Annotated in this window: 18 protein-coding genes; 8 read left to right on the top strand and 10 right to left on the bottom strand. The window is 67.7% G+C overall.

What is annotated here, in order from left to right; all coding sequences use genetic code 11:
- Positions 1-519 precede the first annotated feature (519 nt).
- The 5 genes from MOQ72_RS21015 to MOQ72_RS20995 form a co-directional block, all read right to left on the bottom strand.
- Positions 520-1,653 carry an IS701 family transposase gene (locus MOQ72_RS21015; RefSeq protein WP_372495498.1) on the bottom strand — a complete coding sequence of 378 codons (1,134 nt, stop codon included), beginning with the start codon at positions 1,651-1,653 and terminating at the stop codon, positions 520-522.
- A gap of 19 nt (positions 1,654-1,672) precedes the next feature.
- Positions 1,673-2,347 carry an IS5 family transposase gene (locus MOQ72_RS21010; protein WP_242185977.1) on the bottom strand — a complete coding sequence of 225 codons (675 nt, stop codon included), beginning with the start codon at positions 2,345-2,347 and terminating at the stop codon, positions 1,673-1,675.
- 76 nt (positions 2,348-2,423) lie between these two features.
- Positions 2,424-2,879, bottom strand: a complete 456-nt coding sequence (locus tag MOQ72_RS21005) for an acyl-CoA thioesterase (RefSeq protein WP_242185713.1) — start codon at positions 2,877-2,879, stop codon at positions 2,424-2,426.
- Positions 2,876-3,994 carry a zinc-binding dehydrogenase gene (locus tag MOQ72_RS21000; protein WP_242185711.1) on the bottom strand — a complete coding sequence of 373 codons (1,119 nt, stop codon included), beginning with the start codon at positions 3,992-3,994 and terminating at the stop codon, positions 2,876-2,878. Before MOQ72_RS21000 ends, MOQ72_RS21005 begins: the two co-directional genes overlap by 4 nt.
- A complete protein-coding gene (locus tag MOQ72_RS20995; protein ID WP_242185709.1) occupies positions 3,991-4,749 on the bottom strand; it encodes an enoyl-CoA hydratase/isomerase family protein in 759 nt (252 codons plus the stop codon). Before MOQ72_RS20995 ends, MOQ72_RS21000 begins: the two co-directional genes overlap by 4 nt.
- Before the next feature lie 62 nt (positions 4,750-4,811).
- Between MOQ72_RS20995 and MOQ72_RS20990 the strand changes: the two genes are divergently transcribed.
- A complete protein-coding gene (locus tag MOQ72_RS20990; protein WP_242185707.1) occupies positions 4,812-5,402 on the top strand; it encodes a TetR/AcrR family transcriptional regulator in 591 nt (196 codons plus the stop codon).
- On the opposite strand, the gene MOQ72_RS20985 is transcribed toward MOQ72_RS20990, so the two are convergent.
- From MOQ72_RS20985 to MOQ72_RS20965, 5 genes are all read right to left on the bottom strand, one after another.
- Entirely contained in the window at positions 5,395-5,751 is a 357-nt protein-coding gene (locus tag MOQ72_RS20985) for a hypothetical protein (protein WP_242185705.1), read from the bottom strand. The two genes, MOQ72_RS20990 and MOQ72_RS20985, sit on opposite strands and share 8 nt — an antisense overlap.
- The gene (locus tag MOQ72_RS20980) at positions 5,748-6,491 is read right to left on the bottom strand and encodes an SDR family NAD(P)-dependent oxidoreductase (RefSeq protein ID WP_242185703.1); all 744 of its coding nucleotides are present in this window, start codon (positions 6,489-6,491) and stop codon (positions 5,748-5,750) included. Before MOQ72_RS20980 ends, MOQ72_RS20985 begins: the two co-directional genes overlap by 4 nt.
- The gene (locus tag MOQ72_RS20975; RefSeq protein WP_242185700.1) at positions 6,488-7,936 is read right to left on the bottom strand and encodes an aldehyde dehydrogenase family protein; all 1,449 of its coding nucleotides are present in this window, start codon (positions 7,934-7,936) and stop codon (positions 6,488-6,490) included. Before MOQ72_RS20975 ends, MOQ72_RS20980 begins: the two co-directional genes overlap by 4 nt.
- Before the next feature lie 138 nt (positions 7,937-8,074).
- The gene (locus MOQ72_RS20970; protein WP_242185698.1) at positions 8,075-8,299 is read right to left on the bottom strand and encodes a hypothetical protein; all 225 of its coding nucleotides are present in this window, start codon (positions 8,297-8,299) and stop codon (positions 8,075-8,077) included.
- A gap of 251 nt (positions 8,300-8,550) precedes the next feature.
- Positions 8,551-9,258, bottom strand: a complete 708-nt coding sequence (locus tag MOQ72_RS20965; protein WP_242185695.1) for an enoyl-CoA hydratase/isomerase family protein — start codon at positions 9,256-9,258, stop codon at positions 8,551-8,553.
- Between the two features lie 117 nt (positions 9,259-9,375).
- On the opposite strand from MOQ72_RS20965, the gene MOQ72_RS20960 reads away from it, so the two are divergent.
- The 7 genes from MOQ72_RS20960 (at position 9,376) to MOQ72_RS20925 (ending at position 14,577) form a co-directional block, all read left to right on the top strand.
- Complete coding sequence (locus MOQ72_RS20960; RefSeq protein ID WP_242185693.1) at positions 9,376-10,362, top strand: aldo/keto reductase; 987 nt, start codon at positions 9,376-9,378, stop codon at positions 10,360-10,362.
- 14 nt (positions 10,363-10,376) lie between these two features.
- Positions 10,377-11,843 carry an aldehyde dehydrogenase family protein gene (locus MOQ72_RS20955; RefSeq protein WP_242185691.1) on the top strand — a complete coding sequence of 489 codons (1,467 nt, stop codon included), beginning with the start codon at positions 10,377-10,379 and terminating at the stop codon, positions 11,841-11,843.
- The gene (locus MOQ72_RS20950; protein WP_277954424.1) at positions 11,843-12,589 is read left to right on the top strand and encodes an alpha/beta fold hydrolase; all 747 of its coding nucleotides are present in this window, start codon (positions 11,843-11,845) and stop codon (positions 12,587-12,589) included. The genes MOQ72_RS20955 and MOQ72_RS20950 overlap by 1 nt, the downstream gene beginning before the upstream one ends.
- Before the next feature lie 97 nt (positions 12,590-12,686).
- Positions 12,687-12,830 carry a hypothetical protein gene (locus MOQ72_RS20945; RefSeq protein ID WP_242185689.1) on the top strand — a complete coding sequence of 48 codons (144 nt, stop codon included), beginning with the start codon at positions 12,687-12,689 and terminating at the stop codon, positions 12,828-12,830.
- Positions 12,827-13,030 carry a hypothetical protein gene (locus MOQ72_RS20940; protein WP_242185687.1) on the top strand — a complete coding sequence of 68 codons (204 nt, stop codon included), beginning with the start codon at positions 12,827-12,829 and terminating at the stop codon, positions 13,028-13,030. The genes MOQ72_RS20945 and MOQ72_RS20940 overlap by 4 nt, the downstream gene beginning before the upstream one ends.
- Before the next feature lie 934 nt (positions 13,031-13,964).
- Positions 13,965-14,195 (top strand): hypothetical protein, encoded by a 231-nt coding sequence (locus tag MOQ72_RS20930; protein ID WP_242185685.1) that lies wholly within the window; start codon positions 13,965-13,967, stop codon positions 14,193-14,195.
- Positions 14,196-14,277: 82 nt separating this feature from the next.
- Positions 14,278-14,577: a hypothetical protein gene (locus MOQ72_RS20925; protein ID WP_242185683.1), complete on the top strand. Its 300-nt coding sequence runs from the start codon at positions 14,278-14,280 to the stop codon at positions 14,575-14,577.
- Positions 14,578-14,723 lie beyond the last annotated feature (146 nt).

Genomic DNA, 14,723 nt, shown 5'->3' with positions numbered 1-14,723 from the left:
CCTACGGTGTCGAGGACCGCCGGCTGTACACGCCCGAGTTCGGTCTCCGGGCAGAGTGAGGTCAGGCAGCGAACGCCGTGGAGCGCGGCAGTGGTTCCCGGTTTCACGCTGGCGACCTTGGTACCCGCTCTGGTCGGAGAATGGCTCGGGCTGCCCGAGGAACCGGAGCTGCGTTTCGATCCGGTCGATACGACGGTGCTGATCGCCGTCGCCATGGGCATCTGGCTGATTGGCCTGTCCCAGCGCCGGATTCGGTCTGATGCGCGCAGACTCCGGGATCGTCGGATCGGTCCCGGAGGAGGATGCGCGGGCTGCGGCGTCCCGCCGCGCCAGATCGTTCATCTCCTTAGTACTGCAACGACAGGTTGTGATGCTCACGTCGTTGGTAGTGGCTGGCTCGGGCTCGTGCTTGAGTGGTCCTTCGCCATCGTGACCAGTGCAGGATGTGGTCGAGGGCATGCTGGATGGGGCGGGTGATGCGGTTGAAAAGTCGGCGGATTTCGTTCAGTGTCAACGGAATCAGGTGCTGATCGCAGGAAGATGATCCCCCTTTTTCGCGTCCTGTCGGAGGATGAGCAGGAACGCGGCGGCGGCCATGGACAGAGTGATATGCCGATACCAGGCGGTGTAGCCACGGACCTGGTAGTGGTCGAGTCCGGTTTCGTTCTTGGCCGTCTGGACGGATTCTTCGATAGCCCAACGGCTTCCGGCGACCCGCACCAGCTCGGCGAGGTCAGTGTCGGCGGGGCCAAAACACACGTAGTAGGCGATGTCGGTGGGGTCGCTGGTCGAACGACGGGCGAGCAACCAGTGTCCGCAGCGAGGGTCACGCAGCGGCCGGATGTCGACAGCGGCCCAGTCGTAGACCCGTTGGCCGTGGGCACCGGCGCCGCAGCTCAACCGGCGCCAGGCGCTGTGGTCGAGTCCTTCGATGATCCGGTTGGCGCGGACCTTGGCCAGCTGCATGGACACCACCATCGCGTTCTTGGGTACGGCGACGACGTGCGCGATCTCCCGGGATTCCAGCCACAGCCGGAACTTGGTGTCTTGCCCGTAGGCTTCATCGCCGGTCACCCACCCAAACGGCATCCCGGCATCCAGAGCACGTTCGATCATGCGCCGCGCCAGTACCGGTTTGGTTGCGAACGTGACGTCATCGCCGATTCCCGCGGCACGGCGTCGCTCGCTGTCGGCCGCCCAGTCTTCCGGCAAGTACAGTTCCCGATCGATCAACGCCCGACCTCGATCCGAGGTATAGGCGAGAAACACTCCGATCTGGGAGTTCTCGATCCGTCCAGCCGTTCCCGAGTACTGCCGCGCCACACCGGCCGATGTGGCGCCCTTCTTCAGAAAGCCCGTCTCGTCAACGATCAGCACACCCCGCTCGACGTCCCCGATCGCCTCGACGACAGCATCCCGAACATCGTCGCGCACCCCGTCGGTGTCCCACGCGTAGAAATTCAACAACCGCTGCATACGTTCCGGGCCGATATCACCCGCGGACTCGGCCAGGGTCCAGCCGTTCTTTCGCTCGACCTCGCCGAGCAAACCCCGCACATACAACCGCATCTGCCGCCGGGACTCCACACGAGGAAACCGCGCGGCGAACCGCCCGCAGAACGCCTCGAAACCCGCCGACCACTCCCACACCATGTCCACCAGCACGCCAAGATCAACTACCAGAAGCCGACCCCATCAGATTACAACCTGTCGTTGCAGTATTAGAGGATGTCTCACTTGGTGAGTTTCTTGTAGCAGTGAGCGCGGCGGCGAGGGTTAGGAAGCCGCGGAACAGGGTGCCGTAGCGCTCGTAGCGGATGGTGAGTCGGCGGTATCCGGATAGCCAGGCGATGGTGCGTTCGATGACCCAGCGGTGACGGCCGAGTTTCGTGCTGGACTCGATGCCCTTGCGGGCCAGTCGCGGGACGATTCCTCGGTTGCGTAGCCAGTCGCGGAGTTCGGCGACGTCGTATGTCTTGTCCGCGTGGAGTTTCGTGGGCCGGAACCGGCGTGGGCCTCGCCGGGAACGGATCGCGGGAATGGCCAGCACGAGCGGTTTGAGTGCGGCGTTGTCGTGGGTGTTGGCCGCGGAGATACCGACCGCGAGCGGGGTGCCTGAGCGGTCGGACAGGCGTGGATCTTGGAACCGGGCTTGTCTCGATCGACCGGGTTCGGGCCGGTTACCGGTCCCCCTTTTCGCCCGAAGCGATGCTCCGTCCAGCATCGCCCGGGACCAGTCGATCATTCCTCGGCTACCGAGCTCGTCGAGAACAGCTTGGTGCAGTCGCCGCCACAGACCCGCTTCGGTCCATTCCATGAAGCGCCGATGCGTGGTCGCAACTTTCACCCCGAAGCTGGGCGGCAGATGCCGCCAGGCACATCCACTGGTCAGCACAGCCCCGGAAACTGAGCGATCTTCGGGCTCATCGGTTCGCCGACGAATTCACGTTTTGTGGGGTGAGAGATCGCACGGCGGTGACGATCTTCTCGGGCACTTCGACCGGACGACGGGTGTCCCGGTCGACGTAGACGTGGGCGAACCGTCCGGTCGCCACGGGCGCAGGCGCGCGAGCCGAACGCAACTCGGCCGACAGGAAGAGCCCCAGCCGGTAGACGACGCTGCGCCTGCCGAGCCTTTCGAGCCCTATGCCGACGGCCAGAAGGTCGGGGAAGTGGACTTCGCGCAGGTATCGGCACGACACTTCGGCGACGACACCGATCGCACGAAGTTTCCGGATATCTGTCTCGGTGACTTCCAGGAGCCAACCGTTGACCGCAGTGTCGAAAAAGGACAGATATTCGACGTTGTTGACGTGCCCGTACTCATCGTTGTCATGCCAGCGGGTGCCGATCTCGCGGTAGACGGTGAACTCGGTCACGGCAGGATCACCTTACGCACGGCGGTTCCTTCCGCCAGGGCATCGAAGGCCTCGTTGACCTGGCCCAGCTCAGTCGTCGCGCTGAGCAGTTTCTCGACTGGCAGCAGCCCCCGGTCCCACAGCGCCACCATTGTGGGGATGTCCTCCTGAGGCTGTGAGGATCCCATGTAGGAGCCCAGGAACCCCTTGCCCTCGCCCGCGAACGGCAGGGCGGGCAAGGTCATGGCTAGCCCCGGCGCGGGTAGTCCCGCTGAGACTGCTGTCCCACCGCGTCCGAGCAGCGCGAACGCTTGTTCCATGGCCGGGATGACGCCGGCCGCTTCGAACGCCCACCGGACGCCGCCCGAAGTCGCGGCGACCGCGTCTTCCGCGTCTTCCGGTGCGCAGGCGTGAGTCGCACCCAGCTCCAGCGCTAGCTTCCGTTTCTCCGCCACTGGGTCGACCACCACGATGGTGCCGGCCCCGGCGACCGCCGCGCCCAGCACCGCGGCCAGTCCGCCGCCGCCGAGCCCCAGTACGCAGACTGCGTCGCCGCGGTCGACATCGGCCGCATTGCGGACAGCGCCCATGCCGGTGACCATCGCACAGCCGAAGAGTGCTGCGGTGGGGAAGAGGATGGCAGACGGCACGACGACGGCCGAGCTGCGGTCCACGACTGCGTGATCGCTGAAGGCCGACACACCGAGGTGGTGGGTAACCGGGGCGCCGTCGGGTTCGCGGAGCCGTCGCCCGCCGCACAGCAGGTCTCCGGCACCGTTGGCCGCCGCGCCGCGTTCGCGTAGTGCTGGGCGTCCCCGTTCGCAATGGGCGCAGGAGCCGCAGCTCGGCATGAACGTGAGCACGACGTGGTCGCCGACCGCCACGTCGGTGACGCCGGGGCCGATCTCGACCACTTCGCCGGCGGCCTCGTGGCCGAGTGCCGTGGGCAGCGGCCGTGGCCGGTTGCCGTCGACCACGGAAAGGTCTGAGTGGCACACCTCGGCCGCCCGGATTCGCACCATCAGTTCGCTTGAGCCCGGCGGAGCGAGTTCCAATTCGGTCACCTCGAGCGGACAGCTCACGGCGTAGGGCTGCTCGGCCCCGCTCCGCCTCAGCACCGCGCTGCGGATCTTCATTTCTTCCTCCTCAGCGCGGCGATGGCGGCCGCGTGTTCACTCCCGGATTGCAGAAGCGCCACCGCGTTGGCGGACAGGCGCAGACCGGTGCTGAACGGGACTTCCAGGCACTCCTGAACCAAGTGTTTCATCTGGGCGAGGGCCTGCGGCGGCTTCTGTGCGAGCTCGTCGGCAAAGGTCAGCGTGACCTCCTCCAGTTCACTCGCGGGCACCGCCCGGGTGACCAGTCCGATGGTTTCGGCTTCCTGAGCGCTGATGCGGCGGCCGGTGAGCAGCAGCTCCAGTGCCCGCCCGGCGCCGACGAGTCGGGGGAGCAGCCAGGCGCCGCCGTCGCCCGCGGCGAGTCCCGCGTGGACGTAGCCCTCCAGCAGCACTGCGGTATCGGCCGTGAAGCGGAAGTCGCACGCGAGCGCGATGTCCAGGCCTGCCCCGACGGCCGCGCCGTTGATCATGGCGATCGTGGGCGTGCCGGATGCGCGCAGGGCTAGGGGCACCGCGTGGACCTGCTTCGTGAGGTAGGCGTGGTGCTTGAGCGGTTCGGTCGATTGCGCCATGGCGGAGACATCGCCGCCAGCGCAGAAGGCGTCGCCCGCGCCCGTGACGACGATGGCGCGCACGCCGGGGTCCAGGTCGGCCTGCTCGATGCCCTCGCGCAAGTGGGCGAGCATCTCCGCGTCGAAGGCATTCCTCTTCGCCGGATTGGTCATGGTGAGCACGGCCGTGCTGGCTACTCGTCGCTGGTCGACGCGGGACATACCGTCACCTCCGTGGGTTTAGTAAGTTCGGAGCGATACGTGCAGAAGGGGAAGAAGTGCGCATGGCCGGTAACGGCGAGGAACGACCCGGTCCCGGCAGGCCACGGGACAACTCCGATCCCAGGATTCTCGACGCCGCACTCGAGTTGCTCGCCGAAGAGGGTTTCCAGCGGATGAGCATCGAAGGCATCGCGAAGCGGGCGGGGGTATCGCGCCCGGCGGTCTACCGGCGGTGGGAGGGCAAGGCCGAGGTCGTCGCGGAGGCCATCGCTCGCACCCACCGCGACCGCCCGGCGCCGACCGGGGACCTGCGTACAGACCTGCTTTCCGAGTTGCGTGACGTCCGCCGTACCTATGGCACCGTGGTGCCGATGGCGATGGTTGGCACGCTGATGGCCGAGGAAGACCGGCATCCGGAGTTGATCGCCGCTTGGCGGCGTCAGGTCGTCGGGCCTCGCCGGGAACGCGTCGCCGGGATCGTCCGTCGCGCCGTGGAGCAGGGTGCGCTGCCCGCGTCGGTCGATGCCGACACGGTCAGCCACATCCTGATCGGCGCGTTCTACGGTGCCTACACGCAGGGGGCGGCGATCGACGACACGTGGGATGAGCGGGTCGTCGATCTCGTGCTCTGGGGAGCGCACAGGCTCAGCTGACGAGTTCGGCGGCGGCCTGATACACGACACCGTCCCGGATGAGTCGCTGGATCTCGGTCTCCCGGAACCCGGCGGAGCGCAGCACGTCGGTGGTGTCGGTGCCGCGGCGCGCGGGTGGTGTCCGCACCGATCCCGGGGTGCGGTCCAGCTTCATAGGGATGCCGAGCATGCGGTACCCGCCTTCTGTGACGACCATTTCGCAGTGCCGGACCTGGGGGTCGGTCACACCGCGCTCGAGCATCTTTTCCGCGGCATCACCGAGATTCACGTCGGCCATCAGACCACCGGCCAGGACCCGCGAGAGGTCCAGCACCGTCAGCCCGGCGAGCGCACCTCGACTTCGTGTCACAGTGATCGGCCTCCGTCCACCGACAGCACCTGTCCCGTGAGGAATGAAGCGCTGTGGTCGAGCAGAAACTGCACAGCGGTGGCGATTTCCTGCGGTGTGCCCAGCCTCCCTAGGGGGATTCCCGGGGCGTAGCGGGCGACCATGTCCGCTGTGGACTCACCCGGCCGGCCGAACTGGGCGAACATGCCGGTGTCGAGCGAGCCCGGTGCGACGCAGTTGACCCGGATCCGCCGGTCGGCGAGCTCGAGGGCCAGGGTCTGGGTCAGCGAGTTCACTGCGGCTTTCGCCGCGCAGTAGGCCGAGAGCCCCGCCCTGGAGCGGACGCCGGCTACCGAACTGACGAGCACGATCGCGCCGCCATCGCGTAGCTGCGGGATTGCCGCGCGAGCTGTGTGGACCGCTCCCATTAGGTTCACGTCCAGTGCCTGGTGCCAGGTGGCGAGCGGGGTGTCGGTGAACGGTTTCGCGGCCGTGGCGAGGCCCGCGCAGCAGACGATCCTGTCGAGCGGTCCCCACGCCTCGACGACAGCCCTCACCGCGCCGTCGACGCTGTCAGGCTCGGTGACATCCGCGGCAATGGGAAGGGCCGTCGTTCCGTACGGGGCCAATGACTTCGCCAGAGCGGCGGCTCCTTCGGCGTCCCGGTCGAGGAGCGCCACGCGCTGTCCCCTCTCGTGCAGGCTGATGGCCACTGCGGTGCCCACCCCGCCTGCCGCGCCGGTCACGAGCACGGTGTTCATGCCGTCACCGCCGGATGTTGCAGGATGGTCTTGCGCACGAGGTAAGCGTCCAGACCTTCGACACCGCTTTCCTGGCCGTGCCCGGAGGCTTTGATCCCGCCGAATGGGGTCTCCGCTCGGGAAAGGACCGTCGTGTTCACGCCGACCATGCCGGTCTCCAGCTCGTCGGCCCCCCGGGTTGCGCGGTCGAGCGATGCGGTGAAGACGAAGCCGCCCAGGCCGTAGCTGCTGGCGTTCGCGCGGCGCAGGACGTCGTCGGTGTCGCGGAAGGTCGTCACCGGGATCACCGGCCCGAACACCTCCTCGGCGAACACCGGTGCCTCGTCCGAGAATCCGGAAAGGACGGTGGGTTGGTAGAAGTAGCCAGGCCCGGCACCACGCCGGCCGCCCGCGACTACGGTGGCGCCGCCGGTCACAGCGTCATCGACCAGCTTGGTGACGGCGTCCAGCCGGCGCTGGTTCGCCAACGGTCCCATCCGCGTGCCCGGGGCGAGCCCGTCGCCCGTCTTCACCTCACGGGCCAGATCGGCGAGTTCTCGAATGAAGGGGCCTGCGATGGCTTCGTGCACGAAGAACCGGCTGGGCACGTTGCACACCTGCCCCGCGTTCCGGAACTTCGCCGCGGCGAGTTCCGCGGCGACGGCGCGGACGTCCACGTCGTCGAAGACCACCACCGGCGCATTGCCGCCGAGCTCCATGGTGGTGACGATGTCGCGGCTCGCGGCCAGCGCGGAGAGGTGCCGCCCCACCGCAACGGACCCGGTGAGCGACAGTTTGCGCACGGCGGGACCGGCGAGGAGATGGCTGGCCACGTCGGCCGGGACACCGAACACCAGGTTGGCCACTCCAGCTGGCAGCCCCGCGTCGTGGAGCGCTGCGAATAGCGCCATGGGGGTTGCCGGGGTCTCTTCCGAAGGCTTGACGACGATCGTGCAGCCGGCAGCGAGCGCGCCGCCGAGCTTGCGGACCGTCGAGGTCGCCGGAAAGTTCCACGGAGTGAACGCGACTACCGGGCCGACCGGCTGGGGCACGACGAGCTGGCGTGACCCGGCTTCGCCAGGGATCACTCTCCCGTAGGCGCGCCGTCCCTCCTCGGCGTACCACTCCAGGATGTCGGCACTCGCGTCGATCTCCGCGAAGGCTTCGGCGAGCGGCTTTCCCTGTTCCAGCACCAGGCTTACCGCGGTCTCGTCCCGCCTGGTGCGCAGGAGGCCGGCCGCGTCGCGCAAGATTCGCCCGCGGACGATCGGGGCGGTGTTCCGCCAGCCCCGGGCAGCGTCGGCAGCCGCGTCGAGCGCTTGGTCGAGCTGTTTGGGGGAGGCGTGCCGCAGCACGCCGATCGCTTCGCCGGTGGCGGGGTTCAGCACCGGTTCGGAGCCGGGGCCGGCGCCGTCGTGCCAGGACCCGTTGAGGTAGAGCAGTGGGTTGGGGTAGCAGCTGGTCATGGTGATCCTTTCCGGAGGGTCAGGCGACGCGTAGCGGCCTGCCCGCGGTTTCACGAAGAGAGAGGGCCGTGATCAGCGAGAGCACAGCGGTGACGAGCAGCAGCCAGGTGGAAGCTTTCGCGTCGCCAGCGATCGCGATCAGCCAGGTGGCGATGTAGGGGCGCTGCCGCCGACGAGGATCGACGCGAGGTTGTCGCCCAAGCCGACGCCACTGGCGCGCACCCGGGCGGGGAAGGCCTCCACGATTGTCGCGAGGATCACGGCCATGTAGGCGGCTTCGAACTGGCCGAGCACGATCTGAGCGGCCACCGCGGCGGTCACAGAGCCGCTGCCCATCAGGAGGACGAGCAGGTAGGCGAACACGCAGGACGAACGTGGCACCGAACACCGCGAGCATGTACAGGAGTCCTGCGGTGGCCGACGATGCGGGGAAGAACACCTGCGCGATCGTGGTGGCCAGGAAACCGTAGACGCTGGAGTCGTAGTACTCGATCATCGTGCCGAGCGCACCGGCGATCATGACTTTGTGGACGGATCGCCGGCCGGCCGTCGGCCGGGTGGCTAGCGTTTCCGGGGGAGCCGTGCTCATGGGCTACACCTTTGGGCCATGTGCTTCACCGGGACATGCGGACATCGACGTGCCTGCCGGACTCGCGGTCGAGGTATTCCGGCAGCGGGAGGAACTCGGCCTCCCGCAGGTTGACCAGCGCGCCCGAGACCGCTTCGGGCCGCAGGGAACAGATCCCTTCGACAACGGCAGCGACGGTGTCGTCGAAGGCGTCGGCGGGAGCGAGCACCGACGCGAACCCTCGTGCCTCGGCCGCCGGAATCTTGCGGGGGCGCAGCAGCCAGTCGGCCGCCGTTCCGGCACCCACCAGGCGGGTGAGCAACCACGCGACCCCGAAGTCGCCCGATAGCCCCGCCGCGAGGTAGGCGGTGTTGACCACCGCCGAGGTTGCCAACACCCGCAGCGAGCACGCCGCGGCCCAGCCGACGCCGAGGCCCGCGCACGCGCCGTTCACCGCCGCGACGGTCACCTGGGGCAGCCCGCGCAGAAGTTCCACCGAGCGGGCGTGCTGACGCAATCGCGCGACTTGCTCGGCGCGGGTGCCCGATGGCGCGGGCCGACGCAGGTCGCCGCCGGCAGAGAACGCGCGCCCCGCACCCGTGAGCACCAGCACGTCAACACCGTTGGCAACCGTCAGTTTTTCCAGATGGACGAGCATTTCGTCGAGCATCTCGTCGTCCGCCGCGTTGAGCCGCTCCGGCCGGTCCAGCAGCAGCCGCGCGACGCGGCCTTCGGTGGCGAGGCTGATGGGCATGAGAACCTCTCTTGTATTACGTCACAGCGATGTAATATAAAATCTGCCGAGTTCGCTGGCAAGGGCCGAGCGACGGCGAGGTGTGGGAAACGTGTTCAACTCGGAGGAGACGAAGCGATGCGGTACGTGCGACTCGGCAGTTCGGGATTGGAAGTCTCAGCGCTCGCGCTGGGCTGCATGAGCTTCGGGGAACCCGGGCGCGGGGGGCATCCGTGGACGCTGCCGGAGGACGAAAGCCGCGTGATCATCCAGCGGGCCCTTGACCTCGGTATCACCTTCTTCGACACCGCCAACGTGTACTCGGCTGGCTCGAGCGAAGAGATCGTCGGACAGGCCCTGCGGGACTTCGGCGTGCTCGACGAGGTCGTCCTCGCCACCAAGGTGCACGGGCGGATGCGACCGGGACCCAATGGTGGCGGCCTGTCCCGGCGAGCGATCTTCGCCGAGCTGGACGCAAGCCTGCGCCGCTTGGGGACCGATCACGTCGACCTGTATCAGATCCACCGCTGGGACCCCGCGGTGCCGATCGAGGAGACCATGGAAGCGCTGCACGACGTGGTTCGCGCCGGAAAGGTGCGTTACCTCGGTGCGAGCTCGATGTACACCTGGCAGTTCGCGAAAGCCCAGTACACGGCCGAACTGCACGGCTGGACTCGATTCGTGTCTATGCAAAACCACTACAACCTCCTGTACCGGGAGGAAGAACGGGAGATGCTGCCGTTCTGCGCAGACCAGAGCATCGGGGTACTGCCGTGGAGCCCGCTCGCCCGCGGCAGGCTCACCCGGCCCTGGGGAGAAGCGACCCGGCGGTCGGACACCGACAACTTCGGCCGTGCCCTCTACGACGATGTCTCCGGGGACAAAGCCATCGTTGACCGTGTCCTCGAGCTCGCGAAAGTCCATGACGTGCCACCGGCCCAGGTGGCCCTGGCTTGGCTGAGCCGGCGGTCGCCCGTCACCGCTCCCATCGCGGGAGCGAGCAAGGTGGGCCACCTCGAAGACGCCGTTGCCGCACTCGAACTCGAACTCGACGACGACGAGCTGTCGTCGCTCGAAGCGCCGTACACCCCGCACCCGGTGGCGGGCCACACGATCCTGCGATGAGAACGGACAGCACTATGACACCTTCCGCTTACCACTTCGAGAACCTCTTCATCGGCGGCGACTGGCGTCCTGGTCGTTCCGCGTCCACGCTCACGGTCTCCGATCCCTACACAGGACGCTCGCTGGCTCAGCTCGCCGAGGCCACGCGGGACGACGTCGACGATGCGTTCCGGTCCGCGGCCGAGCGGCAGCCGAAGTGGGCCGCAGCCCTTCCTGGAGAACGCGCCGCGGTGTTGCGCCGCGCAGTAGAAGTCTTCACCGCGAGGCGGGAGGAGACGGTCGGCTGGCTTATCCGGGAGGCCGGCAGCACCAGGCTCAAGGCGAACATGGAGCTCAACGCCGTGCTCGCGATGCTCATCGATGCGGCCGGCCTGCCCTACCGCGCCGAGGGGCGGCTCATACCCGGTGACATCCCGGGCAAGGAACACCGCGCCTACCGCAAACCCGTCGGCGTTGTTGGACTCATCTCGCCGTGGAACTTTCCACTGCACCTGACCGTTCGGGCACTTGCGCCAGCTTTGGCGCTCGGCAACACCGTCGTGATCAAACCGGCCGGGGAGACGCCGGTGACCGGTGGTCTGCTTCTGGCCAAGGTGTTCGAGGAAGCCGGCCTGCCCGCCGGAGCGCTCAGCGTGGTGGCCGGGCCGTCGGCGGTGATCGGGGATCACTTCCTGAGCCATCCGGTACCCCGGATCCTGTCCTTCACGGGATCAACGGCCGTCGGGCGACGGGTCGCCGAGCTGGCGGCGACCGGGCCGATGCTCAAGGCCGTCACGCTCGAGCTCGGTGGCAACAACCCCTTCGTCGTGCTCGACGACGCGGATCTCGACCTCGCGGTGCCGGCCGCGGTCGCGGGGAAGTTCATCCACCAGGGACAGCTCTGCATCACCACCAACCGCATCATCGTCGACGCCAAGATCCACGACGAATTCGTCGAGCGGTACGTCGAGCGTGTCAGCGCGCTCAAGACAGGTGACCCAAACGACGAGGACACCGTGATCGGGCCAATCATCACGCCTCGCCAATTGGCCCGCCTCGTCAAGCTGATCGACCAGGCACGCGCCGAGGGCGCGCGCGAGGTGCTCGGCGGACCGGTCTCCGGACAGCTGCTGCCGCCCCACGTGTTCACGGGCGTCACCCCGGACATGGCCATCGGGGTGGACGAGATCTTCGGTCCGGTCGTTCCGATCCTCGCCGTCGACGGAGAAGAGCAGGCGTTGAGGCTCGCCAACGACACGGAGTACGGATTGTCCAGTGCCGTGTTCACCGGTGACCCAGAACGCGGCCTTGCCTTCGCCCACCGAGTCGAGGCCGGGATGACCCACATCAACGACATGCCCGTGGTCGATCTCGCCAACATGCCGTTCGGAGGGGAGAAGAACTCCGGTCTCGGCCGGTTCGGCAGCGAGGCCGTCATCCGGGAGTTCACCACCGAGCACTGGATTTCGGTGCAGCACCGGCCGCGCGAGTACCCGTTCTGATGGCACAAGCCCGGCCCCAGGTTGCCTTGATCCATGGCCTCGGCCTCGACCGCGGTATGTGGCGACGATGCGCACCGGAGCTCAACCGACGGTTCGAGGTGAGAACGGTGGACCTGCTCGGGCACGGCGACCGGTCGGCCGCGCCGATGGGACTGTCCCTGCGCGACCTCGCCGGCGCCGTGGACCTCGCAGCGGGCACACACGTGGTCGGGTTCTCCCTCGGCGGGCTCGTGGCGCTCAGGCTGGCGCTGGATTGTCCGGGGTTGGTGCGGTCGATGGTCGTGGTCAGCACCATCGGATTGCGCACGGCTACCGAACGGATGCGGATACGGCAGCGGTTCGCCGCCGCGCAACGAAACCACGACGACGGTGTGGACGAGATGATCGGGAGGTGGTTCCGTACCGAGTGGCGCGAACGAGACGCCCCGCTCGCTGATGAGCTCGCGACGCTCCTGCGACGGCAGGACAGAGGCTCATACCTGGCATGCTATGACCTGTTTTGCCGCGCAGACCTGGAGATCTGGCCGTGGCTGGGCGCCATCGAAGCGCCGGTGACCGCCATTACCGGCGCCGACGACGGCGGCGCGACCCCAGCCATGCTGGAGAAATTGGTGACGACCTTGCCCCACGCGGCCGGTTCGGTCGTTCCCGGTGCCGCGCACCTGCTCCCGCTCGAACGGCCCGACATCGTGACCCGGACGGTGATCGATCATGTCGAGGCTGTCGAACGTCGGGTCCGCGCCTGAAACAGCAACCGGCTTGCGTCGGGTCCAGAAGATCCAGTGTGTGGTCGGCGGGTAGCCGCACCAACTGTATGGAGGTTGTGGACACAACCGCCGTTCGTTGCGTCGACCTCCGCAGACCTGGCGGTCCGCTGCGGCCCACGCCGCCGACGGAGCGGCTGCGCTGGAGTTCAACGCGTTCAAAGTGGAGCTGCTGAAGCGCACGATCACCCGGCAGCTGGAGACGAGCGGAGGACGGCGATGACCGAGGTCGGTATCGCCCGGTCCCGGGTGGACGGTCCACTCAAGGCCACTGGCGGCGTCCACTACGCCGCAGACTTTCCACTGAGTGGCCTGATGTACGCGGTCCAGGTCACCGCGCCAGTGGGCAAGGGCCGGATTACCGGAATCGACACTGGCCCCGCGCTCGCGCACCCGGTGTTGTGCGCGTGCTCACGCATCTGAACACGCCCAAGCTGTGCCCTACCTGCCGCACCAAACCCCGATTGATCCGCCGGTGGGTGAACGCCTGCACGTCCTCCAAGACGACCAGGTGCGCTTCTTCGGACAGCCGGTCGCCCTGGTGATTGCGGAGACGGTGCAAGCGTCCCCGTACGGCGCCTCGCTCGTGACGGTCCACTACGCAGCGGAAAAACAGGCGACGACGATTACCGTGCGTCCGCGTCCCCTTGTTACCCCAACGGGCGGGAACCGGGAAACACCAACGACCGCTACTCCCTGTTCGTACGAGTGCGGCGGCTGCTGGGGTTTACGACGCCGGCGAAGTGGTGAGCCCCAAATGGCCCACAGCCAAGGGATCGGCGGCCTCGGCATGGCACTGCTGGAGAACACCACCACCGACCCGCGAGATGGCCGGCTCGCCAACGCAAGCCTCGCCGAGTACCTGGTGCTGGTGAACGTGACACCGTCGCGGACCCGCTCGGGGCGAAGGGCCTGGGCGAGATCACTCTCGTCGGCGTCGGCTCGGCGATCGCCAACGCGGTGTTCCACGCCACGGGCAAGCGCATCCGGGAACGGCCGATCACCCTGGACAAGCTCTTGTGACATGCCAGCAGAGCGCTCTCCAGACCGTCCCCGATAGCCACCTCAGATCAGGTGTCCGGACTGCGGGGGCAAGCTCAGACGTCCGGCACCAAAACCCAGACGACTGCGACGCCGGTTTATTTACCATCTTTGAGGAACGCAGCACCTAGGCGTTGCCAGGCGCTGGTGCGCATCTGGGATGCCATGCTCCGCGGAACGGTCGAACTGTCCGATGCTCCAGCACGGCCCCGGCCCACGCTCGGCCGAAACGCGTGACATGCCGTGATAAACGAGCCCTTTCCAGTCATGGCCGGTACCGCTCCTGTCCTGTTCAGCAGGGAAGACGTCGTACACCGTGCTGTTTCAATCCGGGTCGATCATCGGAGGGCACAAGCGGGCCGCGATGCTGGGGATCGCCGGGCTGGAGCTGCTGCCGACAGGCGTCTCTACTGGGGCCGTCTGCTACCTGCGGCTCGGGAAGCGTGCCGCCGCCCGCTACGCCGAGTACGGCACGGGGCGGGATGACCTGGTCGTCCAAGGCGAAGCCGGGTGGGAAGAGCTGCTCACCAAAGCCGCGATCTTGTGATCCAGGCCGGGGTGCCTGTAAGGGGGGATGGTGGTGCCGGTGCGTCGCCCGGCGGGTCCGGACAGGGATCACCTGGCGCAGGTTGACCTGGCGCGGCCTGCTGGCGTCGGCGAACTCGGACGGCTACGGCGGCTGCATGGCATCGAAGATTGCGGCCACCCGCTCCGCGTGGTCGGCGGTGCGGCCGTCCTCCGCCGCGGCGATCAGGTCTTTGCTGACCGCGTCGACCGTTCAGCGTCCGCATGAGGTTGGTGTCGATCATGCGCCGCCACTCGTCGGCCCGGCCCTCGGTGATCGGTTTGGGCAGCATCAACTCGGTGGCGGACACCACGAGGTCGACGAGGCCGACCCGTTGTGGACGGTGGCGACGGGGCCGAGGTAGGTCCGGCTGAACCAGGGGTCCCGCAGGACTGGCCGCCGGTGGGTGTTCACGGCCGGTCGCCGTCCGGGTCCTGTGCGATGCCATCCCAGACCATCGCGACGATGTCGGCGGCCCAGCCCGGGTCGAAGTGGTCCCCGACCGTGTAT

The organism is Saccharopolyspora soli, from assembly GCF_022678645.1.
Taxonomy (GTDB): Bacteria; Actinomycetota; Actinomycetes; order Mycobacteriales; family Pseudonocardiaceae; genus Saccharopolyspora; species Saccharopolyspora soli.
This window is presented reverse-complemented; position numbering and strand designations above follow the sequence as displayed.

Coding starts and splice junctions, on each gene's coding strand:
- MOQ72_RS21015 (WP_372495498.1), bottom strand. CDS start 1,653: ATGGTGTGGGAGTGGTCGGCGGGTTTCGAGGCGTTCTGCGGGCGGTTC.
- MOQ72_RS21000 (WP_242185711.1), bottom strand. CDS start 3,994: ATGAAGATCCGCAGCGCGGTGCTGAGGCGGAGCGGGGCCGAGCAGCCC.
- MOQ72_RS20995 (WP_242185709.1), bottom strand. CDS start 4,749: ATGTCCCGCGTCGACCAGCGACGAGTAGCCAGCACGGCCGTGCTCACC.
- MOQ72_RS20990 (WP_242185707.1), top strand. CDS start 4,812: ATGGCCGGTAACGGCGAGGAACGACCCGGTCCCGGCAGGCCACGGGAC.
- MOQ72_RS20980 (WP_242185703.1), bottom strand. CDS start 6,491: ATGAACACCGTGCTCGTGACCGGCGCGGCAGGCGGGGTGGGCACCGCA.
- MOQ72_RS20975 (WP_242185700.1), bottom strand. CDS start 7,936: ATGACCAGCTGCTACCCCAACCCACTGCTCTACCTCAACGGGTCCTGG.
- MOQ72_RS20965 (WP_242185695.1), bottom strand. CDS start 9,258: ATGCCCATCAGCCTCGCCACCGAAGGCCGCGTCGCGCGGCTGCTGCTG.
- MOQ72_RS20960 (WP_242185693.1), top strand. CDS start 9,376: ATGCGGTACGTGCGACTCGGCAGTTCGGGATTGGAAGTCTCAGCGCTC.
- MOQ72_RS20955 (WP_242185691.1), top strand. CDS start 10,377: ATGACACCTTCCGCTTACCACTTCGAGAACCTCTTCATCGGCGGCGAC.
- MOQ72_RS20950 (WP_277954424.1), top strand. CDS start 11,843: ATGGCACAAGCCCGGCCCCAGGTTGCCTTGATCCATGGCCTCGGCCTC.
- MOQ72_RS20940 (WP_242185687.1), top strand. CDS start 12,827: ATGACCGAGGTCGGTATCGCCCGGTCCCGGGTGGACGGTCCACTCAAG.